Origin of the sequence: Embleya sp. NPDC050154, from assembly GCF_044460165.1 — a bacterium.
Taxonomy (GTDB): Bacteria; Actinomycetota; Actinomycetes; order Streptomycetales; family Streptomycetaceae; genus Embleya.
Map to the genome: position 1 here is coordinate 558,157 of NZ_JBITJP010000003.1, position 20,820 is coordinate 578,976.

The window sequence follows — 20,820 nt, forward strand, 5'->3', positions numbered from 1 at the left end:
TCCGGGGCCGGCTCGGTGGCCCCCGGCCGGCCGCCGGCGCGCCCGGCGTTCGATGCCAGACTGGCCCGCCGGACGACGACCCCGCGCGTCGCCGGGCGCCGGTCCAGACAGGCGTCGGGCGGCGGGGCGCACACGCGACGGGGCGGTACGGGACGGAACGGGGCAGCGGTGAGCAGGGCGATCTCGATGTTGTGGAGGCACGCCGATCCGAGCCTGGTCGTGCAGCTCGTGGCGCGCTGCGATCCCAGCGGGCGCGGCCGGTTGGCGGCCCTGTTGTCCGACGTGCCCGAGGTGGTCGACCACGCGCTGACCGACGGTGATCGGGCCGTACACATCGCGCTCGCCCGATACGACCGGCTGCCTCGCTCGGTCCTGGATCGGCTGGTCGCGCTCGACGATCCCGAGATCGATCGGCACGTCTTCCTCAATCCCCGCGCCGACACCCGCATCCGCCGCCGGATCCTCGGCCGTGCCCTGGATCCCGAACTGCGCGAGACGTTGCGCACCACCCGCACCCGCACGCACGCGCTGGCCCTGGTGTACGCGCGTGACGGCCGACTGCTCCGGCACGCGCTGACCGTCCTGGGCAGGCTCGCCAACCGACCCCATGTCGAACGGGCCCGGCTGCGGGCGTTCGCCGGACTGTGGCGGGCCGAAGGGCCGGAGGCCGTGCACGCCGCGCTGTCCGTCGGCCGGTATCGCACCAAGGTGGTGGCGCCGATCGTGCGCGCGGCACTCGACGCGCCCGAGGGGTTGATGTTGCTGGAGGTCGGCGCGTGCGCCGGACCGGACGAGCGCGAACTCGTCACGCTGCTGCGAGCCGGCGGCTTGCGGCGCGGCGAGGCCCGGCACGTGCTCGCGACCTCGGACACGCCGCCGGACTGGGACACGCTCGCGCGGGCGCATCGGCGGGAGCCGTTCACGCCCGAGGTGGCCGCGGCCCTGGCCGGCACCGAGGGCTGCCCGCCGTCGGTGGTGGCCGTGCTGGACGCCGCCGCGAACCACAACCATCGCCCGCTCGAACAGGCCCTGCTGGCGGGTGTGACGACGCCCGAGGAGTTCCTGAGCGCGGGCCGGCCCGCCTGGGACGTCCTGCGCGCCATCGACGCGTTCGACGCGCGCTCCGCCGGGGCCGCCGCGTTCGACCCGCTCGTGACGGCGCTCCGCCCGCTGCTGCCGAACGATGTCCCGGGCTGGCTGCGGTTGGCCCGCACGGGACCGGAATTTCCCGGGACGGTCCACGAACTGTTGCGCCACGTCGAGTACTCGGCCGGCACTCCCGCGCCGGCCGCGGACCCGGGCCGGACCGCAGGGCCGCCCACCGCGCCGCCCGGCCCGCTCCGGTACCCGACAAGCCCGTTGTCGCTCCTGCTGACCCGCGCCGAACCGGGCCCGGCGGCCGAGGTCGTCTCCGCGCTGGACCCGGACGACCTGCACGCGTTCGGCGCCGGCCGACACGGTCTCGCCCCGGCGGTGGCGGTCGCGCTCGCCCGCCGGTGGCCCGGCGAGCTCCCGCTCGGGATCGCCCGCCGGATCACGGCCCGCCGCGACGCGATCCAGGCGCTCGCGGAGGTGGAGGACGAGCTTTCCGCCGAGGTGGTCAAGGCACTCGCCCGGACCGACGAGGGCATCTGGTCCGTCGATCCTCGGCGGGGCCGTACCCGCTACCGCATCGAGGGTCGCGCGTCGCCGGCGGACCTGGAGACCTGGCCGTCGCCCGAACCCCTGCGCGCGCTGCCCCGCCGGGTCCCCGCCGCGCTGTGGCGCCGCCTGGCCGAGGATCCCGGTGCCGACCGGATCCCCGATCCGGCGGCTGCCCTCGCGGCCTACCACCCGGACTGCCCCGAAGCCCTGCTCCACACCCTCGTCCGGCGCCATCCGCATTTCTTCTCCTACGGGTGGGTGCAGTCCCCCGCCGTCGCCCGGGCGCTGGTCGCCGACCCTCCCGTGCGCGAGTTCCCGATCCGGGAACTGGGCGACCTCCTGCGTGACGGGATGCTCACCCGGGCGGAGATCCTGGCCGGGGCCCGGCCGGCCGCATACGCCCTGATCGTGTGCCGTGAATTCGCCCGCGACACGGTGCGCCGGCGGTTGCGCGAGGACGTGGACGCCTGGGTCGTGGCGACGAGCCTGCTCCGCGACTTCCCCGGCACGCTGGAGGAACTGCTCGCCACCGCGGCGGCCGTGACCGCCTGACCGCTCCGGGCGGCGCGGCGCACGGGAGCCGTCACCGTCATCAACTTTTGTTGACGAGCCGATCCTTCATCAACTAAAGTTGATGCGTGATCGACGCCAAAGACGTCCCCTCGCCCGAGCATCCCGAGGACGCGTTCGCGGCCGTGGTCGCACTGCGCGGCCTCGCCGCGTCACTGGAGCGAGCCGCGGTGGACCACGCACTCGCCCAGGGCTGGACCTGGAACCACATCGGTCAGGCCCTGGGCATGAGCGCCCAGGCCGCCCACAAACGCCTGTCACCCTCCCGACGAACGCCACCACAGGACCGGTAGATCCACCGGACCGGCAAGGAGATCCACCATGGGCATTCGAGCCGCGATACACGACATGGGCGCGATGAAGCGCCTCCTCACCGGCGCCGAGGAGCAGGCCCGCGCGCTCGGCGAGGACACCCCCGGCCCCGAACACCTGCTCCTGGCCGCCCTCGCGCTCCCCGACGACTCCGCCCGCACGGCCCTGGCCGCGTCCGGCGTCACCGTCGAGGACGTCCGCCGCGTGCTGGCCGAATCCCATGCCGCGGCGCTGCGTTCGGTCGGCATCGACACCGACTCGATCGCCGCCGTCTCCCCCGCGCCCGCCCCGCGCGGACCGTACCGCGCCTCCGGCAGCGCGAACGAGGTGTTCCAACGGGCCGTCGCCATCGCCAAGTCCGAGCGGCCCGGGAAACTGCGCACGGCGCACGTCCTGATCGCCGTCGCCGAGCTCGAACACGGCACGGCCGCCCGCGTGTTGCGCAATCTGGAGATCGATCGCCCGACCCTGATCGCGGCGGCGCACGCGGCCGTCCGGAACGAGAACCCCACCGGTCGGTGACGACCGGCGACCCGCCGGCGCCGGAGGCCGCCGTCACCGGGACGGGGGCGGCAGCCGCCGGCGCCGGCGGGTGCGTCAGGCGCGCAGTCGCGCCATCCACGACTCGATCTCGTCCGCGCCGCGCGGCAGCGCGGCCGACAGGTTCCGGTTGCCGTCCTCGGTGACCAGGATGTCGTCCTCGATCCGCACCCCGATGCCGCGATACTCCTGGGGGACCGTCAGGTCGTCGGCCTGGAAGTACAACCCGGGCTCCACCGTCAGGCACATCCCCGGCTCCAGCGCGCCGTCCACGTACGACTCGGTCCGCGCCACCGCGCAGTCGTGCACGTCCAGGCCGAGCATGTGGCCCGTGCCGTGCAGGGTCCACCGGCGTTGCAGGCCGAGTTCGAGCACACGCTCCACCGGCCCCTCGACGATGCCCCAGGCGACCAGGTGCTCGGCGAGCACGCGCTGCGCCTCGTCGTGGAACTCGCGGTACTTGGCGCCGGGGCGCACCGCGGCGATGCCCGCCTCCTGCGCGGCGAGCACCGCGTCGTAGATCCGCCGCTGCAACTCGGTGAAGCGGCCCGCGATCGGCAGCGTCCGGGTCACGTCCGCGGTGTACAGCGTGTGCGTCTCGACGCCCGCGTCCAGGAGCAGCAGGTCGCCCGAGCGCACGGCCCCGTCGTTGCGCACCCAGTGCAGCGTGGTCGCGTGCGGTCCGGCCGCGCAGATCGAGCCGTAACCGACGTCGTTGCCCTCGACCCGGGCGCGCAGGAAGAACGTGCCCTCGAGGTAGCGCTCGCTGGTCGCCTCGGCCCGATCCAGCACCCGCACCACGTCCTCGAAGCCGCGTACGGTCGAGTCCACCGCGGCCTGGAGCTGGCGGATCTCGAACTCGTCCTTGACCAGCCGCTGCTCGGCCAGGAAGACACGCAGTTCCTCGTCCCGCTCGGCGTCGAGCCGCTCGCCCAGGGCGCTCTCCAGCCCCGCGTCGTGCCCGCGCACGATCCGCACGTCGGCGCCCGCCCGCGCCACCTCGGTCGCGGCCGCACGCACGTCCCGACAGGGCAGCCCGTACAGCGCCTCGCCCTCGGTCAGACCGGGCCGCCGGCCGACCCACAGCTCGCCCTGGCCGTCCAGCCAGAACTCGCCGTTCTCGCGGTCGGACCGGGGCAGCAGGTACAGCACCGCGTCGTGGCCGTCGGCGACCGGTTCCAGGACCAGCACGCCGTCCTGGGTCAGGTCGCCGGTCAGGTAGGCGTACTCGCTCGACGCCCGGAAGGGGTATTCGGTGTCGTTGGAGCGGGTCTTGAGGTTGCCCGCGGGAATCACCAGGCGTTCGCCCGGGAACCGGACCGACAGCGCGGCCCGGCGCCGGGCGGTGTGGGGTGCCTGTTCGATCGGCGCGAGATCCTCGCGCCCGGTGTCCGCCCAACCGGCGCGCATGTTCGCGGCCAGTTCCTCCGAGACGTCCCGGTACAGGCCGTTCTTGCGCTGCTTGATCGGCTGCGCCTGCTCTGCGGACTGCCCGTTCTCGGCATCCACGCCTGCCTCCTCGGCTCGACTCCCGGTTGCGTTTCGATCATGCGTACGCCGTGCGTACGCGCCCATTCTTCCCGACCGGTGTTCGAGGGCGGGCACGGCGTCCCGGTGCGTCGACGCAGGCGGGAGCCGGGGGTGGTGCACACTCGTTCGAGTCGGCTCCTCCGGGCGGCCGGCACTTCCTGCGTTCGGGTGACCCGTGCGACCGGGACGACCCGCGAGCCGGACTCGAAAATACGTTCTGGTTAAAATTAGGACAAAATGGGGCATCGAACGCCGCTATGGGCTGTGTTGATGTGGTGACGTCCCGTGTTCGTCGAGTTCTCCCGCGCTGGACCCTCGCGCTGGGCCTGTGTGCCTGCCTCGCCGCGTCGGCGTGCGCGGACACCGACTCCGCGCGGGTGGACAAGGCGGGTCCGGCGGTACCGCGACCGGTGGCACTCGACCGGGTCGCTCCGGACCGCGAGCCGCCGGACAAGGCGGCGCCCGAGGCGCCGGGGCAGGCCGCGCGGGCCGCACTGCCGGACGAGGCCACCACCCGCCGGGAGCGCGCCGCGGTGACCGCCGCCGCGAAGAAGTGGGGCCTGGCCTCCGTCCCGATCGCCGCTCCCGCGCCGCCGGCCACTCGCCCGGCGCTGCGGTCCGGGCCCGGCGTCGTGCTGCACGGCGACCTGCCCGCGGTGGTGCACCGGGTGCCCACCCAGGACCGGGTCGTCTTCCTCACCATCGACGACGGCGCGGAGAAGGATCCGGACTTCGCCCGGATGACGCGCGAACTGCGGGTGCCCTTCAGCGCGTTCGTCAGCGGGTACCTGGCGCGCTCGGACTACGGCTACTTCCGCGGACTGCACGAGCAGGGCGTGGCGGTGAACAACCACACCGTGAACCATCCGGATCTGCGCACGCTGGGCTACCAGGGCCAGCGCAACGAGATCTGCCGCCAACAGGACGAGTTGACCCGGGAGATCGGCAGCACCCCCAGGCTGTTCCGGCCGCCCTACGGCGAGTTCGACGAGGACACCCTGCACGCCGCGCGATCGTGCGGGATCGTCGCCTTCCCGCTGTGGAACCAGGAGGCGTTCCCGGACCGGATGGAGTATCGCTACGACCACGTGTTCAAGCCGGGCGACATCATCCTGACCCACTTCCGCGGCCCCAAGGAGTGGAAGGGCGATATGACCGATATGTTGCGCCGGGTGATCGACATGGTCACCCGAGAGGGCTTCGCCCTGGCCCGACTGGACGACTACCTGTGACGCCCGTTGCACAGACCCGCCCGTGTCGGCCGTACGCCGGCTGACCGCCGCCATGCCACGCTCCCGGGCCGGCGCCGGGCCGTCTCCGGCGCGACCGTGGGCGGGGCGAGGGTGAGCGGCGCCGAAGCAAGCCGGGCGAAAGCGAGGGGCGCCGAAGCGAGCGGCGCGAAAGTGACCGGGACGATCGCGGCCGGTGCCGTCGCGCGGGCCCGGGTCACACCCCCGATCACACCACCGTGACCGCGACCCCCGCCTCGGCGATCCGCGCCAGTTCCTCCTCCGGGGCGTCGCTGTCGGTGACCAGGTGGCCGATCCGGGCGAGCGGGCAGATCCTGGCCAGCGTCACCTTCCCGATCTTCGAACTGTCCGCCACCACGATGGTGCGTTGGCTGCGCTCGGTGAAGGCGCGGTCGGTGGCCGCCTCCAACTGGTCGTGGGTGGTGCAGCCGTGCGCGGCGCTGATGCCGTCCACGCCCAGGAAGGTCACGTCGGTGAAGTAGTCGGCGAGCGTCTTCTCAGCGATCGGACCGACCAGTTCGTAGCTCTCGTTGCGCGCGGTGCCACCGATCACGACGAGGGTGACGTCCTTGTGCAGGACCATCTCCGCGGCGATGTTCACCGCGTTGGTGACGATGGTGACGGGTCCGCGCTCGGCCAGGATCCGGGCGATCTCCGTGGCGGTGGAACCCCCGGTCAGGCCGACCACCGCCTTCGGCGGCACCAGCGCGGCTGCGGCCTGGGCGATCGCCACCTTCTCCGGCCGCCGGCGCTCGCTGCGGTACTGCATGGGCGTCTCGAGGCCGATGTTGCCCACGGACGCCCCGCCGTGGGTGCGGCGCAGCAGACTCATCGCGTCCAGGTGCTGGAGGTCGCGCCGCACCGTGGCTCCCGAGACCGCCAATATTTCGGACAGTTCCTCGACGCTCACGCTTCCCTTCGCACTGACATGTTCGAGGATGCGCGCGTGACGCTCGGTTCTCAGCATATGCGCAGCATATCCGTGCGCATTCGCGCAGTCACGGTTTCCCGATCGATAGCCGACCGGCGGAATTCTGCCACCCGCGCGGCAACTCCCGTGCGCGTCCTGCGCAAAGACAATCCCTTGACATGACGAATGTTGCTCGATTTACTGCTGCGACGCCGAGAGCAGCGCAATCGGCGTCAAAGGTACGCCCAGCCGGTAGGCGGCGCTAAGCCGCAAGCCCGGACAAAGTCGCCAGGATGCCCGTGGACATCCGAGGCGGGGACGTATCCTCCGCATCTGGAGTTCGATGATGAACACCTTCCTCTCGCGTGGATCGGCCCGACGCGTCGCCGCGATGACGGCGACCAGCGCGGCGCTCGCGGGCACCCTGTTCCTCTCGACGTCCGCCAACGCGAGTACCGAAGCGGGCGCGGACACCGGCAGCAGCACGAACGCGAAGGCCGGCGCCGTCACGGTGCCCCCGACACACGCGAACTTCGACTACCAGGTCGGCGGCGCCTACACGCCGCCCGCCGGAGTCAAGGTGGTCACCCGCGATCACGGCGCCGCTCCCGCGCCCGGGCTCTACAACATCTGTTACGTCAACGCCTTCCAGGCCCAGCCGAACGCCGAAGGCGACTGGCGCGCGGACCTGCTGTTGCGGCGGGCCGACGGCTCGATCGTCTACGACGGCGTGTGGAAGGAAGCCCTGCTCGACCTGCGCACCGCCGCCAAACGCACCGACATCGCCGCGAAGATCAACGCGCAGATCGACGAGTGCGCGAACAAGGGCTTCCAGGCCGTCGAGCCGGACAACTACGACAGCTACACCCGCTCCGAGGACCTGCTCACCGACCGGAACGCCAAGGACTACATCGCCCTGCTCTCCGCCCACGCGCACCGGCGCGGCCTGGCGATCGCGCAGAAGAACACCTCCGAGTTGGCCGCGGATCGCACCGCCCTCGGGCTCGACTTCGCCGTCGCCGAGGAGTGCGGCGAGTGGAACGAATGCGATGACTACACCAAGTACTTCGGCAACAACGTGATCGTGATCGAGTACACCGCCAAGGGCTTGTCCAACGCCTGCTCGAAGTGGGGCAACAAGCTCAGCGTGGTCCGCCGCGACGTCGGCGTCAGCCCGATCGGCGACAGCAAGTACGTGCGCAAGACCTGCTGATCCCCCTTCGCGCGGCCCGGTGCCCGGGCCCGTCGGGATCCGGTCCGTCGGCATCCGGCACCGGGCCGCGTGCGCGGCCCGTGTCGCGCCCGGTGTGTCCCTCCCCGCCACTTCGCCCGCCGACCCGTGCCCCCGCGACGGGCCCGGGGACGCGCACGCCCCCCGCGCGTCGTCCCCGGGCCCGCCCACTCGCGCCCGGTGATCGCCTGTGTGTGGCCCTTCCTCCGCCCGTCCCCGTCCCGGCGTGTGTGGCGGATCCCCGGCTCGGTGCGCCCTCGCGCACCCGGCCCCGCCCGCGCGTTCGAAGTCTCCCTGGAGGTCCAGTGGTTTTCGGCCGACAGCATCCCGCCGGTCTCTCCCGTCGCGACGTGCTGCGCGCCGGCGCCGGTGTCGCGGTCGCCGCGACGCTGTCCGCGTGCGGCGGCACCGACGACGGCGTGGGTGCCGACGGGCGCGTCACGATCGAGATGTGGCACGGGCAGACCGACACCGGCCGCGAGGGCATCGAGGCCCTGGTGGAGAAGTTCCACCGGGTGCAGTCGGCGATCCGAGTCGACCTCGGCGGCGGTGTCCTGTCCGACGCGATGCTCCAGAAGATCACCGCCGCGCTCGCGTCCGGCTCCTACCCGGACATCGCCTACATCTTCGGATCCGACCTGGCCGGCGTCGCCCGCAGCCCGAAGGTGGTCGACCTGAGCGAGACGGTGCACGCGGCCCCCACGCCATGGGAGGACTACTGGGATCCGTCCCGGCAGGCCGTCACGATCAACGGCAGGGTACGGGCCTCGCCCGCCGTGCTCGACGCGTTGGCCGTGATCTGCAACAAGCGGCTCTTCGAAGAGGCCGGGATCCCGCTGCCACAGGCGGGTTGGACCTGGACGGACTTCCTGGCCACGGCACAGCGGCTGACCGACGCGCAGCGCGGCGTCTTCGGCACCGGCTGGCCGGGGGTGGGCGACGAGGACACCGTGTGGCGGCTGTGGCCGATGGTGTGGGACCTGGGCGGCGACGTGGTCGCCGAGGACGGCCGCACCATCGGCTTCAAGGACGTCGGGGTGCGCGCGCTGGAGACCGTGGAGGCACTCGCGCGGGCCAAGAGCGTCTACATCGACCCCAAGCCCGGCAGCGAGCAGATGTACCAGGTCTTCGCGTCCGGGCGGATGGGCATGGTGCTGACCGGCCCGTGGCAGATCCCGGACATCACCCAGGCGGAGATCGACTACCACGTGGTGCCGCTGCCGACCTACAGCGGCCGGCCGATGACCATCTGCGGTCCGGACACCTGGACGGTCTTCGACAACGGCAGCGCCCGGGTACGCGCCGCCCGCACATTCGTGTCCTGGCTGGCGCAGCCCGACCAGGACATCGAATGGGCCCTGACGGTCGGCAGCCTGCCGCTGGGCCGAGCCTGCGAGGCCAAGCCCGAGTGGCGCGCGCACGCCGCCGAGACCAACGGCCTGGAGGTGTTCACCCACGCCCTGGAGACCGCGCGCGTGCGCCCGGTGCATCCGGCCTATCCGCAGATCTCGATGGCGCTCGGCGAGGCCATCGTCTCCGTGCTGCTCGGCAAGAGCAGTCCGACCCGGGCGTTGAACCGCTGCGCCGCCGCGGCCAAGGCCGCCCTCGTCATACCGCGTTGAGGAGCCCCCATGTCATCACTGCCCGCTCCACTCACGCTGTCGGACCACGATCGACAACGCCGCACCCTGCGCCGCAGACGCCGGCGCGAATCGGCGACCGCCTGGGCGTACATCCTTCCGGCCGTCGTGGTCATCCTGGGCCTGAGCGTGTTGCCCTTCGTGTGGTCGCTGCTGCTGTCCTTCCGGGCCGACGACCTGGTGACGCCCAGCCGATGGGTCGGCCTGGACAACTACGACGCGCTGACCCAGGACCCGCACTTCGGCCAAGCCGTCCGCAACACCCTGCTGTACACCGCGTTGTACGTGCCGCTGAGCATGGCCTTCGGGCTGTTCCTGGCCCTGGTGTTGAACCGCAGGATCCGCCTGGTCGGGCTGTACCGCACGCTCATCTTCGTGCCGTTCGTCATCTCGGCCACGGCTCAGGGCGTGTTGTTCTCCTTCATCCTGGATCCGGAGTTCGGCGCGGCCAACTCGATTCTGCACGCGCTGGGCATCGGTCGGCAGGGATTCCTCACCGACCCCGGTCAGGCGTTGCTCGTCCTGGTGGCGATCTCGGTGTGGAGCGGCACCGGCTTTTGCGTGGTGATCTATCTCGCGGCGCTCCAGGACGTGCCGCCGTCATTGCTGGAGGCGGCTCGCCTCGACGGCGCCGGGCGATGGCAACTGCTGCGTCACGTGGTGATGCCGACGCTCACGCCGGTCACCGTCTTCCTGTTGTTGTGGCAGACGATCAACGCGCTCCAGGTCTTCGACCTGGTCTATGTGACCACCAAGGGCGGGCCGTTGGGGTCCACCACCGTCATCGTCTACTTCATCTGGGAGCAGGCGTTCAAGAACTTCACCGCCGGGTACGGCGCGGCGGCGGCCTACGTGCTCGCCGCGGCCCTGCTGGTCATCGGGCTGGGCACGCGGTTCGTGCGCGCTCGCAAGCCCGGTGCCGTCGTCGAGGGGGCCGCCCAGTGACCGTGACCACCGCCGCAGCGATCGAGGCGGCCCGCCCGCAGGACCGGTCGCGCCCGGAGCCGCGCCGGCGCCGGTTGTTGCCGTTCAGCCCCTGGCATCTGCTGCTCGCACCGTTGTCCCTGCTGTTCGCGCTGCCGTTGGTCTGGCTCGTGCTCAGTTCGGTGATGACCAACGCGGAGATCAACCGGTTCCCACCCGCGTTGTGGCCCTCGGGAATTCACCTCGGCGGCTACCGCTACGTCCTGGGCAACGCGATGTTCCCGCGCTGGTTCATGAATTCGCTGATCGTCTCGGCGGTCGCGGTCGCCTCCAACCTGCTGTTCGGGGCGTTGGGCGGCTACGCGTTCGCCCGGATGCGGTTCGCCGGTTCGCGGGTGCTGATGGTGGCGATGCTGGCCACCATGGCGATCCCGTTCCAGCTCACCATGATCCCGACGTTCCTGATCATGAAGCGGTTGGGGCTGATCGACACGCTGGGCGCGCTGATCATCCCCTCGCTGGTGACGCCGTTCGCGGTGTTCCTGCTGCGTCAGTTCTTCCTGTCCCTGCCCCGGGAACTGGAGGAGGCCGCCTGGATCGACGGCTGCTCCAGGCTGCGGGTGCTGATCCTGATCGTGCTGCCGCTGTCCCGACCCGCGCTGAGCACCGTCGCCGTGCTCACCTTCCTGACCACCTGGAACGACCTGACCTGGCCGTTGATCGCGATCAACCACGACACCCAGTACACCCTGCAACTGGGCCTGACCACTTTCCAGGGGCAGCACCACACCCAGTGGGCCGCCGTCATGGCGGGCAACGTGATCACCGTGCTTCCGGTGCTGCTGGCCTTCCTCGGCGCGCAGAAGGCGTTCATCCAGTCCATCACCTCCAGCGGGCTCAAGGGTTAGCGGTGTCCCGGGAGTTCGACCCTCCCGGGGACACACCCCCGGCATACCGCCCCACCTCGCGCACCGTCCGTGCCGTCCGCATCATTCGCACCCAGGAAGTTCGATGCCGCACACCTTCGACCTGCTCGTCATCGGTGACGCCAATCCCGATGTCGTCCTCGGTCCCCTCGACGAGCCGTTGGCCTTCGGTCAACGCGAACAACTCGTCCCCACCGGCCTGCTCACCCTCGGCGGCTCCGCCGCGATCACCGCCTGCGGAGCGGCCCGACTCGGGCTGCGCGTCGCGATCGCCGGCCGCGTCGGCGACGACGAGGCCGGACGCTTCGTCCGCGCCGCCCTGACCGACCGGGGCGTGGACACCGCGGCACTGCGCGTCGACCCGAACCTGTGCACGCCGCTGACCACGGTGCTCACCCGGGCCGACGGCGACCGCGCGATCCTCACCGCGGCCGGCACCCTGGACGCCACCGGACCCGAGGACGTTCCCGAGGAGTTGCTCACCCGCAGCAGGCACGTGCACGCGGCGTCCTACTTCCTGATGCCCGGACTCGCGAAGGCACTGCCCGACCTGCTGCGCACCGCCCGCGCACACGGCGCGGGCACGTCCCTGGACACCAACGACGACCCCTCCGGGCGCTGGGATCCCACCGGCCTGGCCGCCGTACTGCCCGCCGTCGACGTCCTGTTGCCCAACGCGCAGGAGGCCCTGGCGCTGGCCCGGATGCCCACCGGCACCCCGGAGGCGGCGGCCGAACGGCTGGCCGCCCGGGGCCCGTTGGTGGTGGTCAAGAACGGCGGCGAGGGCGCCTTCGCGCACGACGGTCGCACCGTACTGCGCACCCGGGGCATCCCGGCGCGACCGCTGGACACGGTCGGCGCCGGCGACAGCTTCGACGCCGGGTACCTCGCCGCCCTGCTCGCCGGCGAGTCGCCCGGCCGAGCACTCGAACTCGCCGCCGCGTGCGGCGCGTTGTCCACCCGGGCGCACGGCGGCACGCCGGCCCAACCCACCTGGGACGAGGCTGTCGCAGCCCTCGCCCGCAACCGAAAGAACCAGTGATGACCCGCACCAAGATCGTCTTCGTCGGCGCCGGCAGCGTCGTGTTCACCCAGGGGTTGCTGGCCGACCTCTTCGCCTTCCCGGAGTTGCGGCAGGCGCACATCGCGCTGCACGACATCGACCCGGAGCGGCTGGCCACCGCACAGGGCGCGGCCCGCCTGATCGCGAAGGATCGCGACGCGGACCCGGTGATCAGCACGCACATCGATCGCCGCGAGGCACTCGCCGGTGCCCACTTCGTGATCAATATCGTCCAGGTCGGCATGCGTGCGGCCACCCGGACCGACTTCGAGGTGCCCGCCGAATACGGTCTGCGCCAGACCATCGGCGACACGCTCGGCATCGGCGGCATCTTCCGCGCGCTGCGCACCTTCCCGGTGTTGCGGGCCCTCGGCGAGGACATCGCCGAGATCTGCCCGGACGCGTGGTTGCTGAACTACACCAACCCGATGGCGATGAACGTGGGATACCTCACCCGGGCCACCGGCCTGACCCGGGTGGTGGGGCTGTGCCACTCGGTCTACTGGACCATGCAGGGCCTGGCGGAACTGGTCGGGATCCCCTACGAGGAGGTCGACTACCGCGCCGCCGGCGTCAACCACCAGGCCTGGGTGCTGCGCTTCGAGCACAACGGCACCGACCTGTACCCGAAGTTGGACGCGCTCATCGCCGAGGACGCCGAACTGCGGCGCCGGGTACGGGTGGACATGTATCGCCGGCTGGGCTACTACCCGACCGAGACCAGCGAGCACTCCAGCGAGTACGTGCCCTGGTACCTGGGCCACGACAGTGAGATCGCCCGGCTCCGGCTGCCGGTCGGCGCCTATCTCGGCATCGTCGACGAGAACATGGCCGCCTACGAGGAGACCCGCCGCGCGCTGGCCGCGGGGGACCCGGTCCCGGTGGAGTCCACGATGGAGTACGCGCCGCAGATCATCCACAGCATCGTCACGGGGACCCCGCGCACCGTCTACGGCAATGTGCCCAACCACGGGTTGATCGACAACCTGCCCGCCGACGGCATCGTCGAAGTACCGTGCCTGGTGGACGCGTTGGGCGTGCAGCCCACCCGGGTGGGGGCACTGCCCGCGCAGTGCGCAGCGCTCAACCGCGCCTACCTGAGCGTGAACGACCTGGTCGTACGCGCCGCGCTGGAGGACGACCCCCGGCATATCCGGCACGCGGCGATGGCCGACCCGGCCACCGCCGCCGCGTTGCCCGTCGAGCGCATCTGGGACCTGTGCGACGACATGGCCCGCGCGCACGGGGACCTGCTCCAGCCGGCACTGCGCGCCACGCTGGGGCACTGACGCGATGAGCGAGCTACGCGTGGGCGTGGTCGGGGTCGGACAGCGCGCCGGTCTGGCCGTCGAGGCGAACCGGCCGGGCCGGGCCCGGGTGGTCTCCTGCGCCGACCCCGCCGTGCGCGGCCGGGCCGACGCCGTCGCCCTGTTCGGCCCGGACGTCGCCGTGCACACCGACCATCGACGCATGCTCGACGACCGTCTCGACGCCGTCTTCGTGCTGACCCCGGATGATCGACACGTCGAGCCCGCGCTGTCCTTCCTGACCGCCGGGGTGCCGGTGTTCGTGGAGAAGCCACTGGCCATCACGGTGCCCGACTGCGACCGCCTGCTGCGCGCCGCGCACGAGAGCGGAACCAGGTTGTACGTCGGGCACAACCTGCGTCACCTGCCGATGTTGCGGCGGATGCGCGAGTTGATCGACGAGGGCGCGATCGGCCGGGTCCGGTCGGTGTGGTGCCGGCACTTCGTCGGGCACGGCGGCGACTTCTACTTCAAGGACTGGCACGCCGAACGCGCCCGCACCACCGGCCTGTTGCTCCAGAAGGGCGCGCACGACCTGGACGTGATCCACTGGTTGGCCGGCGGCTATGCGCACGACGTGGTCGCGATGGGCGACCTGGCGGTGTACGGCGGCAACCCCCGGCGCGAGCCCGTGCTCGCCGCCGCCGGCCGGGATCCGGCGACCCGGGTCGAGGAGGAGGCCCGGGCGCGGGACGGGTTCGCCCCCCAGGTGTGGCCGCCGACGGCGATGACCGGGCTCAATCCGATCGTGGACGTGGAGGACATCAGCCTGATGCTCACCCGACTCGACAACGGTGTCCTGGCCAGCTATCAGCAGTGCCACTTCACGCCGGACTACTGGCGCAACTACACGGTGATCGGCGACGAGGGCCGGATGGAGAACTTCGGCGACGGCCTGGAGGACGACCACCCGTCGATCAAGTTGTGGAACCTGCGCCGCTCCGGCTACCGGGCCGACGCCGACCGCAGTGAGTACGTGCCCGGCGGCGGCCTGCACGGCGGCGCGGACCCGGCCCTGGTCACCGAGTTCCTGCGCTTCGCGGTCCACGGCGGACCCACCCGTACCTCGCCGATCGCCGCGCGACAGGCGGTGGCGGCGGGTGTCGCCGCCACCGCCTCGTTGCGGGCGGGCGGCGTGCGTACCGAGGTGGCGCCGCTCGACCCGGACCTGGTCCGCTACTTCGCGGCGCACCAGAGCACCGCACCCGGCCCGCCTTCGGGCGCCGCGGCGACCTCCTGACGAGGTGGTCGCCACACCCGCGGTCCGCACGGCCGATCGACACCGGCCGAGCGGACCGCGGGTGCCTTCCGCTCGGCAGTCCTCGTGGGCGAACGGGAGCAGTTCCGTACCCAGCGCCCGGTCCAATACGGCCGCCGCGCCCGGCGTGGACTCGACCACCAACCCGGCCGCGACGAGCCGGGCCATCGATGTGCCGCCCAGGTGGCACGCAGCCAGGTCGCGGACGTCCGGCACGAGATCGGCCGAAGCCCGGATCGGCGCAGCTCGCGCCCTCGGGTCCGGCGGTGAGCCGGAAACGCTCGTGATTGGCGGACACCGCCGGGTCCCGAACGTCGAGCACGAGGTCGTGGCCATCGCCCTCCCCGCGCCCGTCGCCGACCGGCGTTCGGGTGAATGTCGACACCGACCGGTTGCCCGGAGCGATTCGCCTCGTTGCATTGCACGAGCGCCGCATCCGGCGCCGTGAACGTCGATACGGAGAGACACCAGTGAACTCGTTCAAGAAGGCCACCGTGCTGGCCGCCGGCACCGCCGCCCTGGTCATGGCGGGCGCGGGTGGCGCGAGCGCCGCCGCCGAGGCCGACGGCGCCGCCGTGAACTCCCCCGGCGTGTTGTCCGGCAACAACCTGCAGGTCCCGCTCCACATCCCGATCAACATTTGCGGGAACACGGTCAACGGCCTCGCCGCCTTCAACCCGACGTTCGGAAACGTCTGCCTCAACGTCGACGGTGAGGACGAGCACGACGACTTCGCGGCCGGCAACCACACCGGGAGCCTGGTCGGCGACGGCCACCACGGCTGACCCACCATCCCCCGGTCTCGGCACCTCCTCCCCGACCGGGTGTTTCGGGGCTCCGCGAGTGCGTCCGCGGAGCCCCGACCGCCGTTTCGAAGCGAACGACGATCGGGCCGGATCGGCCCCGAGTGCGAGTCCGTCATCGACCGCGCGAGACCGAGGCCGTAGCCGTCCCGCCGCCCGCGAGAGCTACCGCTCCGCGCGTCTCGCACGGTCCCACCATCCGCCGTACCGGCCACGGCTCGGAGTACGGCCGGCACGTCTCGCCCCGTTGCCCGGGTGTGGCAACCGGGCGCCGGAGAGCGCCCGTCGAAGGCGCCCGATCCGCGCGAGTCCGGCCCGTCCCGCCCGGTACCCCGGCGTGGCCCTCCGCGCGATGCGAACGTGCACGCCCTCGCCGCGGTCACGGGTGACCGGCGACGCCCGCCGCTTCAGCCGGCCCGCCACGCCGCTTCGCCCGGTTCAACCGGACTTCCGCTTCGGCCGGCACACCGCCGCCCGGGCTCGCACCGCACGCCTTGCGCGCTCCCCGACCGTCGCGCCGATTCCTCCCGCGCCGATCGGGCGAACAAGCGTTCCCGCCACAGTGGTTGACAGTGCAACCGAGATCACCTCTATTATTCTATCCGGAATCATATATGTTTCGAGATGGCATCGCTGATCCAGGCGCAAAGGGGTGGCGAGTGACGCACGACGCGGTGACCGCATCGACCGGGCGGCGGCCCGGCAAGGTGCTGGCCGTACACCTCAACTATCGCTCCCGCGCGCGTCAGCGTGGCCGCGTCCCCGACCATGCCTCGTATTTCCTCAAACCGAGCAGCTCGCTCACCGGATCCGGCCCCGTCGAGCAGCCGGCCGGCGTCGAACTGCTGGGCTTCGAAGGCGAGATCGCGCTGATCATCGGCCGCACCGCGCACCGCGTCGCGCCCGCCGACGGATGGGCGCACGTCGGCTGGGTGACCGCCGCGAACGACCTGGGCCTGTACGACCTGCGCTACGCGGACGGCGGTTCCAACGTCCGGGCCAAGGGCGGCGACGGCTTCACCCCGCTGGGGCCGACCCTGCTGCCCGCGGCCCAGTTGCGACCCGACGCGCTGCGCGTACGCACCTGGCTGGACGGGGAGTTGGTCCAAGAGGACGAGAGCTCGACGCTGCTCTTCGGCTTCGCCGAGTTGGTCGCGGACCTGTCCCGGCTGCTCACCCTGGAGGTCGGCGACGTGATCCTCACCGGCACCCCGGCCGGCGCGTCGGTGGCCGGGATCGGGCAACGCGTCGAGGTCGAGGTGGACAGCCTCCGCGACCCCGACCGCAGCACCGGCAGGCTGCGCACCGACGTGGTCGCCGGCCCGGAACTCGCGGCGTGGGGTGCACCGCCCCGGGTCGACCCGGCCACCCGGGCCGACGCCACCGGCACCCGGCCCGCGTCCACCGAGCCGCGCCGCCCCCCGAAGCCCGCCGGGCCGCCCGCGCCGGCCCCGCCCGCGGAACCCGCCGGCGCCGACACACCCCCCGTCCTCACCGACGACCTGCGGGCCCGGCTCACCCGAGTCGCCGTGGCCACACTGAGCGTGCAACTGCGCGCCCGCGGCTTCGACACCGTCTCGATCGACGGCGTCCGCGCCCTCACCCCGGGGACCCGCCTGGTCGGCACCGCCCGCACACTGCGCTATGTCCCGTTCCGCAAGGACCTGTTCGCCGAGCACGGGGGCGGCTTCAACACGCAAAAACGCGCCGTCGACTCGCTGGAACCGGGCCAGGTCCTGGTGATGGAGGCCCGCGGCGTGGCCGGCGCCGGCACCCTGGGCGACATCCTCGCGCTGCGCGCCCGCACCCTCGGTGCGGCGGGCATCGTCACCGACGGCGCCGTCCGGGACAGCGCCGCCGTGGCCGCCCTGGGCCTGCCGGTACTGGCCGCCGCCGCGCATCCCGCCGTACTCGGCCGCCGGCACGTGCCCTGGGACACCGACGTCACCATCGCGTGCGGCGGCGCTACCGTACAGGTCGGCGACATCGTGGTGGCCGACGACGACGGCGCCGTGGTGATCCCGCCCACACTGCTCGCCGATGTCCTCGCGGCCGCCGAGGAGCAGGAGTCCCGCGAACGCTTCATCACCGAACAGGTGGCCGCCGGCGCGGAGTTGGCCGGCCTGTACCCGCTCGGGCCGGACTGGGAGCCCGCCTACCGCGCGTGGGCCGCCGACCCCCCTGCCGACATTTCCACCGCCGGCCCTGCGGTCACCTCGGCAGGCATCACCACCCCCGCCGACGCCGCCCGCGAAAGCACCATCCCGACCACCACCCGCGAGGAGCACCGATGAAGTACCGCGCCGATCCGTCCCTGATCCGCGGCTCGATCGCCCCGCTGGTCACCCCCTTCACCCCTGAGGGCGCGGTCGACACCGCCGCGCTGCGCCGCCTGGTCCGCTGGCAGATCGCGGCCGGTTCGCACGGCATCTCGCTCGGCGGCTCCACCGGCGAGCCGTCCGCACAGACCCTCGCCGAGCGCGCCGAGGCGATCCGGGCGGTCGCCGCCGAGATCGACGACCGGGTGCCGTTCCTGCCGGGCACCGGATCGACCAAGCTGGACGAGACCCTGGAACTGACCGGGATAGCCCGGGAGTCCGGCGCCGACGCGGTGCTGATCATCACCCCGTACTACGCGCGCCCCACCCAGGAGGCGCTGTTCGCCTGGTATTCCACGGTCGCCCGGGAGTACCCGGACCTGCCCGTGGTGATCTACAACGTGCCCGGTCGCACCGCCGTGGAGATAGCTCCCCAGACCGTGGCCCGGCTCTTCCGGGCGCACGAGAACATCGTCGGCGTCAAGGAGACCACCAGGGACTTCGAGCACTTCTCCCGGGTGATCGAGGCCGCCGGTCCCGAACTGCTGGTCTGGTCCGGCATCGAACTGTTGTGCCTGCCGGTACTGGTCCTGGGCGGCGCGGGCTTCGTCTCCGCGCTGGCCAACATCGCACCGGCCGCGGTCGCGCGGATGTACGAGGCCTACCAGGAGGGCGACCTGGGCCGAGCCCGCGAGTTGCACTACGCCCTCCATCCCCTGGTGGACTTGCTGTTCGTGGAGACCAACCCGGCGCCGGCCAAGTGGCTGATGCACCGACGCGGCCTGATCGGCTCCGACTTCGTGCGTCCGCCGCTGCTGCCGCTGTCCGAGCGGGGCCGGGCGGACGTGACCGCCCTCGCACAGAGCCGGCTCCACCTGCTGACCGACCCCGCCCTTGGAGAAGAAGCACTATGAGTTCCACGACGACGACTCCCGTCGAGCACTCCGGGGTACCCGCCGCGCTGCCCACACGGTTGCGTCATTTCATCGACGGCCGACACGTGGACTCGCTGGACGGCGCCACCTTCGAGGTCTGCGCCCCCGCCTCCAACCTGCCCTACGCCACCGCGGCGGCGGGCAAGGCGGCCGACGTGGACGCCGCGGTGCGGGCCGCCCGGCGCGCCTTCACCTCGGGTCCGTGGCCCGGGACGCAGGCCAAGGAGCGGGCCAGGGTGCTCCGTCGCATCGCCGACGAGGTGGAGCGTCGGGACGCCCGGCTGGCCGAGTTGGAGACCTTCGACACCGGTCTGCCGATCACCCAGGCGCTGGGTCAGGCGCAGCGCGCCGCGGAGAACTTCCGCTTCTTCGCGGACCTGATCGTCGGTCAGACCGACGAGGCCTACCAGGTGCCGGGCCGCCAGCTCAACTACGTCAATCGCCGCCCGATCGGGGTCGCCGGGCTGATCACGCCGTGGAACACGCCGTTCATGCTCGAGTCGTGGAAGCTGGCGCCGGCCCTGGCGGCCGGCTGCACGGTGGTGCTCAAGCCGGCCGAGTTCACCCCGCTGTCGGCTTCGTTGTGGGCGGACATCCTCACCGAGGCGGGCCTGCCGCAGGGCGTGTTCAACCTGGTCGGCGGATTCGGCGAGCAGGCGGGCGCGGCCCTGGTCGAACATCCGCACGTGCCGCTGATCTCGTTCACCGGCGAGACCACCACCGGGCAGAGCATCTTCCGCTCCGCCGCCCGGCACCTCAAGGGGCTGTCGATGGAACTCGGCGGCAAGTCACCGGTGATCGTGTTCGCCGACGCCGACCTGGACGACGCGATCGACGCCGCGCTCTTCGGGGTGTTCTCACTCAACGGCGAACGCTGCACCGCCGGTTCGCGGATCCTGGTCGAGCAGGGGGTGTACGCCGAGTTCGTCGAGCGGTTCGCCGCGCGAGCCGAGCGGATCGTGGTCGGGCCGCCGCAGGATCCGGCCACCGAGGTGGGCGCGCTGGTGCACCCCGAGCACTACGAACGGGTGTTGGCGTACGTGGAGATCGGCCGGCGCGAGGCGCGGCTGGTCGCGGGCGGCGCCCGGCCCGCGCACCTGCCGACCGGGAACTACCTCGCGCCGACCGTCTTTTGCGACGTGCCGCCGGACGCGCGGATCTTCCAGGAGGAGATCTTCGGACCGGTGGTGGCGCTGACCCCCTTCGCGGACGAGGCGGAGGCGATCGAGTTGGCCAACGCGGTCCGCTACGGACTGGCCGGCTACGTGTGGACCAACGACATCCGCCGGGCGCACCGGGTGGCGCAGAGCGTCGAGTCCGGCATGGTGTGGATCAACTCGCACAACGTCCGCGATCTGCGCACACCGTTCGGCGGGATCAAGGCCTCGGGGCTCGGTCACGAGGGCGGCTACCGCTCGATCGACTTCTACACGTCACAGCAGGCCGTCCACGTGGCCATGGCACCGCTGCACACCGCCCGTTTCGGCGCCGCGTGAACCCGGGACGCCGGCCGGGTGTCCGGTCCGTGCCCGCCGGATCCCCGTCCGCGCTCGACCATGGCCCCGGCCGGGGGCGGAGCGCTAGTTTCCGGATCGGGCCCGGGTGACCGGGGCCGATCGCGCCGGCCGGGTCCGGCGCCTCGAACAGGAGGAGAGTCCG

Annotated in this window: 17 protein-coding genes; 15 read left to right on the forward strand and 2 right to left on the reverse strand. The window is 72.1% G+C overall.

All coding sequences use genetic code 11. The annotated features are described in order from the left end of the window. Nucleotides 1-168: 168 nt before the first annotated feature. The 3 genes from ACIBSV_RS09080 (at nt 169) to ACIBSV_RS09090 (ending at nt 3,048) form a co-directional block, all read left to right on the forward strand. Complete coding sequence (locus tag ACIBSV_RS09080) at nt 169-2,196, forward strand: hypothetical protein (protein ID WP_395860795.1); 2,028 nt, start codon at nt 169-171, stop codon at nt 2,194-2,196. An 86-nt stretch (nt 2,197-2,282) separates the two neighbouring features. Continuing rightward, nucleotides 2,283-2,507 carry a helix-turn-helix domain-containing protein gene (locus ACIBSV_RS09085; protein WP_331770379.1) on the forward strand — a complete coding sequence of 75 codons (225 nt, stop codon included), beginning with the start codon at nt 2,283-2,285 and terminating at the stop codon, nt 2,505-2,507. A gap of 28 nt (nt 2,508-2,535) precedes the next feature. Continuing rightward, nucleotides 2,536-3,048: a Clp protease N-terminal domain-containing protein gene (locus ACIBSV_RS09090; RefSeq protein WP_395860796.1), complete on the forward strand. Its 513-nt coding sequence runs from the start codon at nt 2,536-2,538 to the stop codon at nt 3,046-3,048. Between the two features lie 75 nt (nt 3,049-3,123). Here the strand turns inward: ACIBSV_RS09090 and ACIBSV_RS09095 are convergent, their stop codons facing one another. Then, nucleotides 3,124-4,575 carry an aminopeptidase P family protein gene (locus ACIBSV_RS09095; RefSeq protein ID WP_395860798.1) on the reverse strand — a complete coding sequence of 484 codons (1,452 nt, stop codon included), beginning with the start codon at nt 4,573-4,575 and terminating at the stop codon, nt 3,124-3,126. 296 nt (nt 4,576-4,871) lie between these two features. Here ACIBSV_RS09095 and ACIBSV_RS09100 point away from each other — a divergent pair, with 296 nt between their 5' ends. Beyond that, entirely contained in the window at nt 4,872-5,828 is a 957-nt protein-coding gene (locus tag ACIBSV_RS09100; protein ID WP_395860800.1) for a polysaccharide deacetylase family protein, read from the forward strand. 226 nt (nt 5,829-6,054) lie between these two features. Here ACIBSV_RS09100 and ACIBSV_RS09105 read toward each other — a convergent pair whose 3' ends face one another. Continuing rightward, entirely contained in the window at nt 6,055-6,813 is a 759-nt protein-coding gene (locus ACIBSV_RS09105; protein ID WP_395860802.1) for a DeoR/GlpR family DNA-binding transcription regulator, read from the reverse strand. 289 nt (nt 6,814-7,102) lie between these two features. Between ACIBSV_RS09105 and ACIBSV_RS09110 the strand changes: the two genes are divergently transcribed. The 11 genes from ACIBSV_RS09110 (at nt 7,103) to hpaE (ending at nt 20,657) form a co-directional block, all read left to right on the forward strand. Continuing rightward, nucleotides 7,103-7,969, forward strand: a complete 867-nt coding sequence (locus ACIBSV_RS09110; RefSeq protein ID WP_395860804.1) for an endo alpha-1,4 polygalactosaminidase — start codon at nt 7,103-7,105, stop codon at nt 7,967-7,969. A gap of 371 nt (nt 7,970-8,340) precedes the next feature. After that, nucleotides 8,341-9,609 carry an extracellular solute-binding protein gene (locus ACIBSV_RS09115; RefSeq protein ID WP_395860987.1) on the forward strand — a complete coding sequence of 423 codons (1,269 nt, stop codon included), beginning with the start codon at nt 8,341-8,343 and terminating at the stop codon, nt 9,607-9,609. Between the two features lie 9 nt (nt 9,610-9,618). Next, the gene (locus ACIBSV_RS09120; RefSeq protein WP_395860806.1) at nt 9,619-10,572 is read left to right on the forward strand and encodes a carbohydrate ABC transporter permease; all 954 of its coding nucleotides are present in this window, start codon (nt 9,619-9,621) and stop codon (nt 10,570-10,572) included. Between the two features lie 2 nt (nt 10,573-10,574). Beyond that, the gene (locus ACIBSV_RS09125; protein ID WP_395860989.1) at nt 10,575-11,459 is read left to right on the forward strand and encodes a carbohydrate ABC transporter permease; all 885 of its coding nucleotides are present in this window, start codon (nt 10,575-10,577) and stop codon (nt 11,457-11,459) included. A gap of 103 nt (nt 11,460-11,562) precedes the next feature. Beyond that, nucleotides 11,563-12,519, forward strand: a complete 957-nt coding sequence (locus tag ACIBSV_RS09130) for a carbohydrate kinase family protein (RefSeq protein WP_395860808.1) — start codon at nt 11,563-11,565, stop codon at nt 12,517-12,519. Next, a complete protein-coding gene (locus tag ACIBSV_RS09135; protein ID WP_395860809.1) occupies nt 12,519-13,829 on the forward strand; it encodes an alpha-glucosidase/alpha-galactosidase in 1,311 nt (436 codons plus the stop codon). Before ACIBSV_RS09130 ends, ACIBSV_RS09135 begins: the two co-directional genes overlap by 1 nt. A gap of 4 nt (nt 13,830-13,833) precedes the next feature. Further along, entirely contained in the window at nt 13,834-15,087 is a 1,254-nt protein-coding gene (locus tag ACIBSV_RS09140) for a Gfo/Idh/MocA family protein (RefSeq protein WP_395860811.1), read from the forward strand. Nucleotides 15,088-15,575: 488 nt separating this feature from the next. Then, nucleotides 15,576-15,890: a chaplin gene (locus ACIBSV_RS09145; protein WP_395860812.1), complete on the forward strand. Its 315-nt coding sequence runs from the start codon at nt 15,576-15,578 to the stop codon at nt 15,888-15,890. Between the two features lie 677 nt (nt 15,891-16,567). Next, nucleotides 16,568-18,202 (forward strand): fumarylacetoacetate hydrolase family protein, encoded by a 1,635-nt coding sequence (locus ACIBSV_RS09150; protein ID WP_395860814.1) that lies wholly within the window; start codon nt 16,568-16,570, stop codon nt 18,200-18,202. After that, the gene (gene dapA / locus ACIBSV_RS09155) at nt 18,199-19,140 is read left to right on the forward strand and encodes a 4-hydroxy-tetrahydrodipicolinate synthase (protein WP_395860816.1); all 942 of its coding nucleotides are present in this window, start codon (nt 18,199-18,201) and stop codon (nt 19,138-19,140) included. The genes ACIBSV_RS09150 and dapA overlap by 4 nt, the downstream gene beginning before the upstream one ends. Continuing rightward, complete coding sequence (gene hpaE / locus ACIBSV_RS09160; protein ID WP_395860818.1) at nt 19,137-20,657, forward strand: 5-carboxymethyl-2-hydroxymuconate semialdehyde dehydrogenase; 1,521 nt, start codon at nt 19,137-19,139, stop codon at nt 20,655-20,657. Before dapA ends, hpaE begins: the two co-directional genes overlap by 4 nt. Nucleotides 20,658-20,820 lie beyond the last annotated feature (163 nt).